The organism is Mesorhizobium sp. M7A.F.Ca.CA.004.04.2.1 (assembly GCF_004022825.1).
Classification (GTDB): Bacteria; Pseudomonadota; Alphaproteobacteria; order Rhizobiales; family Rhizobiaceae; genus Mesorhizobium.
In genome coordinates, this window is record NZ_RZPH01000224.1 from 1 (window position 1) to 6,941 (window position 6,941).

Consider the following 6,941-nt stretch of genomic DNA (forward strand, 5'->3'; position numbering starts at 1 on the left):
GTGCCGGACATGGCGCTGATGGTGGAGCGGGGTTTGCTTTGGGCGGCTCGGGGGTAGCAGCAGGCGAAGTTCGTGAAAATCTGGTGGAATTCACAGGACATCTACGGAGATATCCAGTGAACGATTTCAGTTGGTCCGCTTCCGAAAAGAAGCTCGCCCGCCACGCCTTCGATAAGGCTCTTGAGGCGGCCCTCGCAAAGACGATGGCCGAATTCAAGAGCAAGGCCAGTGCGGTGACGGTTCCCTCCCAGATGTGGGAGCTGGAAGCCTATTTGCGTGAACAGCGGCGGGATATCGATCGGACGTTCGACTACCGCTATTCGCAGCTCCTTTATGTCTTCGCTCATCTCATCCGAGCAGGCTACCTCGATGAAAAGCTGCTTGCCGGTCTGGCGCAAGACAAATTGGACGCCATTCGGCGGGACCTTGCCTTTGCGGCGGGACGCCCGGCCAGCGGATGACGACGGGAGGGAGTGCGGCCGTCCCAATCCCTGCCATGCTGGAAAAGCGGCCGTTGTCGTACTACCATCCCGTCACATGGCGAGGGGGATGAGATGGACCATCAGCGTACTGTTTTTCTGATCGGCGCAGGTTCCGTTGGTGACGACGAGCAAGCTGTGTTCACGCTGCACGTGAACGGCGCTGCCTGCAATTTGAAATGCAGTTATCGGGACAAGGTGATCGAGGCAGAAGAGGAAGACTTTTTCGAGGCTCTGTTCCAAATCCGTCAGGCACTCGAAGTCGATGGCCTGCTACCCTTCTGTTACGGAGCAAGCGCCAATGTTTATCCGGAAAATACCGTGATGGAGAAAAGTCGCGGATTGATAGCCTGCAAGGTGAAGACGGGGCGATTTCCGCAAGAGAGCGATCTGGTCGACATATTTGATGATGGCGTCGACGTGGTTCCGGTTTTCGTCCATATGCAGCAGGAATTTTGGGAAGAATGGCTGACTTCGCTGCCTTCCTAGCGGCTGGCGTTCATCCAATCCCTCCGGTTACCAGATAGGCGCCGGCGCTGCGCCCATCCTCCAGCCGCACAATAGCCGTCACGATCGAGCCATACGAGCCACGCCAGACGCTGTGGAACCGCTGGTGCTCTGCGGCCGGAACCAATGCCTGTCCACAGGAGCGCGCTCCGCTTCGCTGCATCGCGACAGGCTCGCCGTTGACATGCACCTTGACACTGGCGTTTTCCGCCTCGGCGTCGATCGGCAGTTCGAGCGTGATGGTGATCTCGTCCTGATCGCCCGTCGTGCGCGTCTCGGCGGCAAGCGCGATGACGAGCGGAGGTGCCTTGCCGTCACCGGTTTGCGTGGGCCGGCGGGAAAATACATCTTCAGTCAGTTCCGGCGTGCGTGGGGGCAGGGTGCGGCGCCGGGTCGACTGTTCGAAATCGCCGGCCATGCGCAACAACCTGACATCATCATAGGCCTTGCCGGCGAAAGTCAGGCCGACCGGCATGCCGATATCGGCCATGGTTCCCATCGGCACGGTGACGGTGGGGATGCCGAAATGGCGCCAGACCAGATTGCCGTTGGCGACCCAGGTGCCATTGCGCCAGGCAAGGGCGGCGGACGCCTCGTCGATGTCTGCATCGGCCGGTCCGACATCGGCGGCCGCGGGCAGCACCACGGCGTCGATGCCATGGGCGTCCAGCCAGTCCTCGAAATCGATCCGCCTTGTCGCTTCGAGGCCCTTCAGGCCTTCTTCAATCGTCGGGATTTCCGTGACGGGCGTGACGCCGGACCGCGCCCGCTCGACATATTCCCTCAGGTCGAAGCCGCCCTCATAGCGGTCGGGCAGCGTGCCCGGCGGCTGCGGGAAGATCTTTGGGCCGTCGACCGAGACGAGATCGGGCAAAGACGGGTCGGCATTGGCGCGCAAAAAGTCGTCCCAGCCCCAGATGCAGAGATCCCAGAGTTCGCGCTCGGCGAACTCTTGGGGCATCAGCCCGCGCTCGACCATGGTGCGCGCGCCGGGGCGGTCGCGCTCATAGTTGGAAACGACGGGAAAATCGACCTCGACCACCTCGGCGCCAAGCCGCGCGAGATCGGCCGCTGCCTGTTGCCAAAGGGCAAGCACCGAGGCGCGGGTTTCGATCGGCGCATCGGCCTCGCTGTCGCGGCCGATATACATTCTGGGCACGCCGAGCCGCTTGCCTTTCAACGACCCCGCCAGTGCGAGGTCGGTATAGCGGGGCGGCCGCACGTCGGAGCTTTTCGGCAGCTTGACCCAGGGCTGCGCGCGCCAGAAATCGCCTCGCGTCTCGGGATCGTCGGCGACGATCACATCGAGCAGTTCGAGCATGTCGGGCATTGTCCGCGCGTGCGGCACCACGACATCCATGGTCGGCACAAGGGGCCAGTTGCCGCGCACCGAAATGACGCCGCGCGACGGGGTGTAGGCGACCAGTGCATTGTTGGTGGCCGGCGCGCGGCCGGACGACCAGGTTTCTTCGCCAAGCCCGAAGGCGCAGAAGCTGGCCGCCGTCGCCGTGCCGGAGCCATTGGACGAGCCCGACGCGAAGGCGGCGGTCAGATAGTCGCCATTGTAGGGGCTCTCGGCGCGACCGTAGACGCCGCGCTGCATGCCGCCATTGGCCATTGGCGGCATGTTGGTCAGCCCGATCAGCACGGCGCCGCCGGCGCGCAGCCGGGCAATGGTGAAGGCGTCCTCATTGGCGATGAGATGCTCGAAGGCGGGCGAACCGGCGGCCACCGTCAGGCCTGACACCTTGTAGCTGTCCTTGGCGGTGTAGGGGATGCCGTCGAGCGGTCCGAGCACGGCGCCATTGCTTCGGCGCCGGTCGGAGGCTGCCGCCTCCTTAAACATGTCAGGGTTGAGCACTGGGACGGCGTTGAGGCTGATGCCGTGGCGGTCGAAATGCCCGATGCGCCTGAGATAAGCCCCGACCAGTTCGACGCTGGTGACGGTGCCGTCATCAAGCGCGCGGCGCAGTTGGTCGATCGTCGCTTCGACGAGATGAAGGCTGGCATCGGTCATCACAGGTTCCACATTTCCACGCACCATGGATGAGCGAGGCAGCTGGCTTCGGCAAGAGCCTATCGCGGTCTTCTCCGGAACTTTTGTCCGGCTGGCGGTTTTGGATGTATGGTGTGATTCCGGAATGGCCAGGAGGGTATTGGCATGACCACCAAATGCGTTGCGATCCTAGCTCTCGCTGTCGCCATGGGCTCAAGCGCTTGCGCCCCGGCTTTCGCTGGCGACCGGCACCACGACCGCCGGGTCCAATCCGAACGCTACGTTCCCGCCGAAGGCGATCTCATCGACATCCTGTTCGGCGGCCCGCGCTACTACGATCAGCAGTTGGTGACGACGGCCGCCGGCGCGTGCTCCTATCATCGCGTCGGACCCGACGCGAATGCGGTGAACAAGATCAACGACCATCACTGTGGGAAGTAGGCGGCAGGCGGCGCCTCAGCGCCCGCCACTTTCTTTCATCCGCTCGATGATCTCGGCCATCAGCGCGAGGTCGCGGCGTGAATCGGCGAGGTCGGTCAGAGGCTTTGTGCCTTCGGTGATGTGGCGGTGGAAAATCTCGAGTTCATTCGAGAAAGCATCGCCGTAGAGAGGCCCGAAGGTTTTCGTCACCGGGCCGAGCGGGCCGGCATCGGTGACCTCCAGCCGCGTCGGCAGGCTTCGGATGTAGGGCGTGTCGTAGAGAATGCGCACACGCCTGGTGTTCGAGCGCACCTCGATCATGGCGTCGAACAGGCCGAGATCGTCGACCACCGCGTCGTAGAGACAAGCGAAATGGCCGTAGTCGAAGGTGACTGATGTGTTGGCGCCGCCATTGGTGCGGTGCGCGGCCAGCACGCGCGCCGGCTCGCCGATCAGCCCGCGCATCGCCGAAATGTGATGCGAGGAAAGCGCCGTCAGGCCGCGATAGGCGCGCACCAGATCGGTCGGCGCGTCGGCGCCGACCACCTCGCGGATCAGCGCGTCGCGTTCGCTTGCGCCACGCGCCAGCAGGGTAGGGTCTATGTCGTTGGGATAGAGGACGTTCTGGCTCTTCTTGAGAAAGTGCCGGCCTTCCGAGATCAGGTCGAAGATTCGGACATGGGTGATGTCGGCGTATGCCGGCAGTTCGTCCTTGGCCGCCAGATAGGCCGGCGCGTAGCGGCGCATATAGCCGACGAACAGGGTCTTGTCGTAGCCCGGCATCAGCGCCAGCAGATCGTCGATTTCGCGCACCGTCAGGCAGGCGGGCTTTTCCAGCAGGATATGCTTGTTGGCAGCAATCGCCGCCCGCACGAAGCGGCTGTGGGTGTCGTCGGATGACAGCACGAACACCGCGTCGATGTCGGGCGAACTAATCAGCGCCTCGGCCGTGTCGAAGGCCTTTGCCGTCGCAAATTCGGAGGTGACGAGTGACACCAGGCTGGGCGACACGTCGTACACGCCCGCGACCACCCAGCGGTCGCGCTGATCGCCCAGCACAGGCAGATGGATCGACTGCGCGACCTCTCCAAGACCTATCAGTCCGACACGAATTGGTGCCACAGGCGAACTCCCTTTGATTTTAAGTCTGATGCTGCAGGACTATGCCGCGCCGGTGACCAGCGCGACGAGCTCGTTTCCGGACGTTTCGGAAGCGCGCACGGTCGCCGCCATCTTTCCCGCCCGCATCACCCAGATCTGGTCGGACAGGCGGCGGACCTGATCGAAATTGTGGCTGACCAGGATGACTGAGACCGACTGCTCGCGCAGACGCCGGATCAGAGCCTCGACATTGGCGGTCTCCTGCACGCCGAGTGCTGCCGTCGGTTCGTCCATCACCACCAGCTTGGCGCCGGAGCCGACAGCGCGGCAGATCGAGATCGCCTGCCGCTGGCCGCCCGACAAGCGCCGCACACGCTGGTTGATCGACGGCACGTTGATCGACAGGCGCGACAGCATGGAACGGGCCTCGCGCTTCATCGCCTTGCGATCGAGGAAAGCGAACGGCCCGATGCGACGCACGATCTCGCGGTTGAGGAACAGGTTCTGCGCGACCGTCAGTTCGTCGATCAGCGCCAGGTTCTGGTGCACGGTCTCGATGCCGGCCTTGCGTGCCTCGTCGGGGTTGGCGAAGGGCCGCGCCCGGCCGTCGAAGAACAAATTGCCGGTGTCCGGCTGATGCACGCCGACCAGGCTGCGGATCAGCGTCGACTTGCCGGCGCCATTGTCGCCGATGACGGCGGTGACCTCGCCGCGACGGGCCTGGAAGGCGACGTCGGTGAAGGCGCGGATGCCGCCGAAATGCTTGCTCAGTCCTTCGCAGGCGATGATCGCCTCAGCGGCGGGGATGTGATGGAGCGCGCTCATTTCTGATATCGCATGATCAGGGCCGCCAGCACCACGATGGCGCCCACGGCAAGCGGTTGGTAGAAGGCTGAGACGTTGAGCAAGGTCAGGCCGTTGACGAGTGCTGTGAGCATCAGCGCGCCGATCGCCGGTCCCAGAATGCTGGCGCGGCCGCCGAACAGGCTGACGCCGCCCAGCACCACCGCCGCCACCGAATTGAGCAGCAGGCTGGTGTTGATCTGCGGTTCGGCCGAGCCGATGCGGGCGACCAGAAGAATGGCCGCGATGCCGGCGCAGAGACCGGAAATCGTGTAGGCGGCGATCTTGACCCGGTTGGTACGGATGCCGAGCGCGCCGGCGCTTTCCGCCTGGCCGCCGGTCGCCAGCAAATGCACGCCGAAGCGCGTGTGGTAGAGCGCGATATGGGCGACGATGACGGCTGCGATCGCCACCCAGACCGGATAACCGAACGGTCCGAACGAGCCCGAGGCGAGCCTGAGCAGGAAGGTCGAGCCGACCATGGTCGGTTCACCGCCCGACAGGATAAGGCCAAGGCCGGTGATGCCCGACAGCGTGCCGAGCGTCACCACGAAGTCGGGGATCTTGCCTGCGGTGATGATCAGCCCGTTGAGGAAGCCGACCGCGCTGGTGGCGAGAACCGCGAGCACGCAGGCGACAAAGATGCCGTAGCCGGCGGCGTTGACGAGGCCGAGGATGATGGCGCCGAGCATGACGGCTGCCGCTAGCGACAGGTCGATGCCCGAGGTGGCGATGACGAAGGTCTGGCCGATCGACAGCACGACCAGGATCGCAGCCGCCAGCAGCAGCGCCTGCAGATTGGCGACGCTGAGAAAGACCGGCTGGGCGATGCCGAAGACGATGACGAGGCCGACCAGGCCGACGACGGATGCCCAGTCGGCCCAGAAGGAGGGATCGAGGAGGAGAGCCGCCAGGGAGGGGCGGCTCTCCTCCGCACCCGCCGAATGGGCGGCGGGTGCGTTGTCTGCAGGTGTGCTCACTTCAGCATCTCGCGGAAGGGATCGGGATAGTCGCCGCCGGGACGCGGGAAGTTCTTCAGCGAGGCTTCGGCATTGTCCTTGTTGATCAACAGCACCGGCGCCGGCACGTTGGCCGGCAGTTCCTTGCCCTTGGCCGCCACTGCACAGGCCTCGAGGCCCATGGCGCCGACGACATAGGGATATTGGGCGACGGTGGCGGTGAGTTCGCCTGCCGCAATCGACTTGAGCGCGTCGACGATGCCGTCGAGGCCGATCACCTTGACGTCCTTGCCCGAGGTTCGCACGGCGCGCTCGACGCCGAGCGCCATGATGTCGTTGGCGGCGAAGAAGCCGGCGAGGTCCGGATGGGCAGCGAGAATATCGGTGGCGGCGGTCAGCGCCTTTTCGCGATCCCAGTCGGCGCTGACCATCACCACGATGTCGAGTTTACCTTCCACCGCCTGCTTGAAGCCCTTGATGCGGGCGTTGGAGCCGACATCGCCGACTATGCCGGCGACCAGCGCGACCTTGGAGCCCTTCGGCACCAGCTTCAGCATCTCTTCGCCGGCCAGCGCGCCGGCGGCGACATTGTCGGTGCCGATATAGGTCGAGACGGCGAAGCCGGCGGCCTTGGCC

The 6,941-nt window shown here is 64.4% G+C and carries 8 protein-coding genes; 3 read left to right on the plus strand and 5 right to left on the minus strand.

Going from position 1 to position 6,941, the window contains the following annotated elements; all coding sequences use genetic code 11:
- Positions 1 to 461: hypothetical protein (locus tag EN893_RS12665; RefSeq protein WP_245490822.1), on the plus strand; the 461-nt coding region annotated here is incomplete at its 5' end.
- Positions 462 to 554: 93 nt separating this feature from the next.
- Positions 555 to 968: a hypothetical protein gene (locus EN893_RS12670; protein WP_127269153.1), complete on the plus strand. Its 414-nt coding sequence runs from the start codon at positions 555 to 557 to the stop codon at positions 966 to 968.
- A 10-nt stretch (positions 969 to 978) separates the two neighbouring features.
- On the opposite strand, the gene EN893_RS12675 is transcribed toward EN893_RS12670, so the two are convergent.
- Positions 979 to 3,003, minus strand: a complete 2,025-nt coding sequence (locus EN893_RS12675) for an amidase (protein WP_127271026.1) — start codon at positions 3,001 to 3,003, stop codon at positions 979 to 981.
- Positions 3,004 to 3,147: 144 nt separating this feature from the next.
- Between EN893_RS12675 and EN893_RS12680 the strand changes: the two genes are divergently transcribed.
- Positions 3,148 to 3,423 (plus strand): hypothetical protein, encoded by a 276-nt coding sequence (locus tag EN893_RS12680; protein WP_127269574.1) that lies wholly within the window; start codon positions 3,148 to 3,150, stop codon positions 3,421 to 3,423.
- Between the two features lie 15 nt (positions 3,424 to 3,438).
- On the opposite strand, the gene EN893_RS12685 is transcribed toward EN893_RS12680, so the two are convergent.
- From EN893_RS12685 to EN893_RS12700, 4 genes are all read right to left on the minus strand, one after another.
- Positions 3,439 to 4,524 (minus strand): Gfo/Idh/MocA family oxidoreductase, encoded by a 1,086-nt coding sequence (locus EN893_RS12685; protein ID WP_127269573.1) that lies wholly within the window; start codon positions 4,522 to 4,524, stop codon positions 3,439 to 3,441.
- A 39-nt stretch (positions 4,525 to 4,563) separates the two neighbouring features.
- Entirely contained in the window at positions 4,564 to 5,328 is a 765-nt protein-coding gene (locus EN893_RS12690; protein WP_127269572.1) for an ATP-binding cassette domain-containing protein, read from the minus strand.
- Complete coding sequence (locus EN893_RS12695) at positions 5,325 to 6,326, minus strand: ABC transporter permease (protein WP_127269571.1); 1,002 nt, start codon at positions 6,324 to 6,326, stop codon at positions 5,325 to 5,327. Before EN893_RS12695 ends, EN893_RS12690 begins: the two co-directional genes overlap by 4 nt.
- Positions 6,323 to 6,941, minus strand: a 619-nt coding sequence (locus EN893_RS12700) for a substrate-binding domain-containing protein (RefSeq protein WP_164900827.1), incomplete at its 5' end; no start/stop codon positions are given. The genes EN893_RS12695 and EN893_RS12700, both read right to left, overlap by 4 nt.

Excerpts from the sequence above, each read along its gene's own strand:
- EN893_RS12680 (WP_127269574.1), top strand. The coding sequence starts at position 3,148 with ATGACCACCAAATGCGTTGCGATCCTAGCTCTCGCTGTCGCCATGGGC.
- EN893_RS12690 (WP_127269572.1), bottom strand. The coding sequence starts at position 5,328 with ATGAGCGCGCTCCATCACATCCCCGCCGCTGAGGCGATCATCGCCTGC.
- EN893_RS12675 (WP_127271026.1), bottom strand. The coding sequence starts at position 3,003 with ATGACCGATGCCAGCCTTCATCTCGTCGAAGCGACGATCGACCAACTG.
- EN893_RS12670 (WP_127269153.1), top strand. The coding sequence starts at position 555 with ATGGACCATCAGCGTACTGTTTTTCTGATCGGCGCAGGTTCCGTTGGT.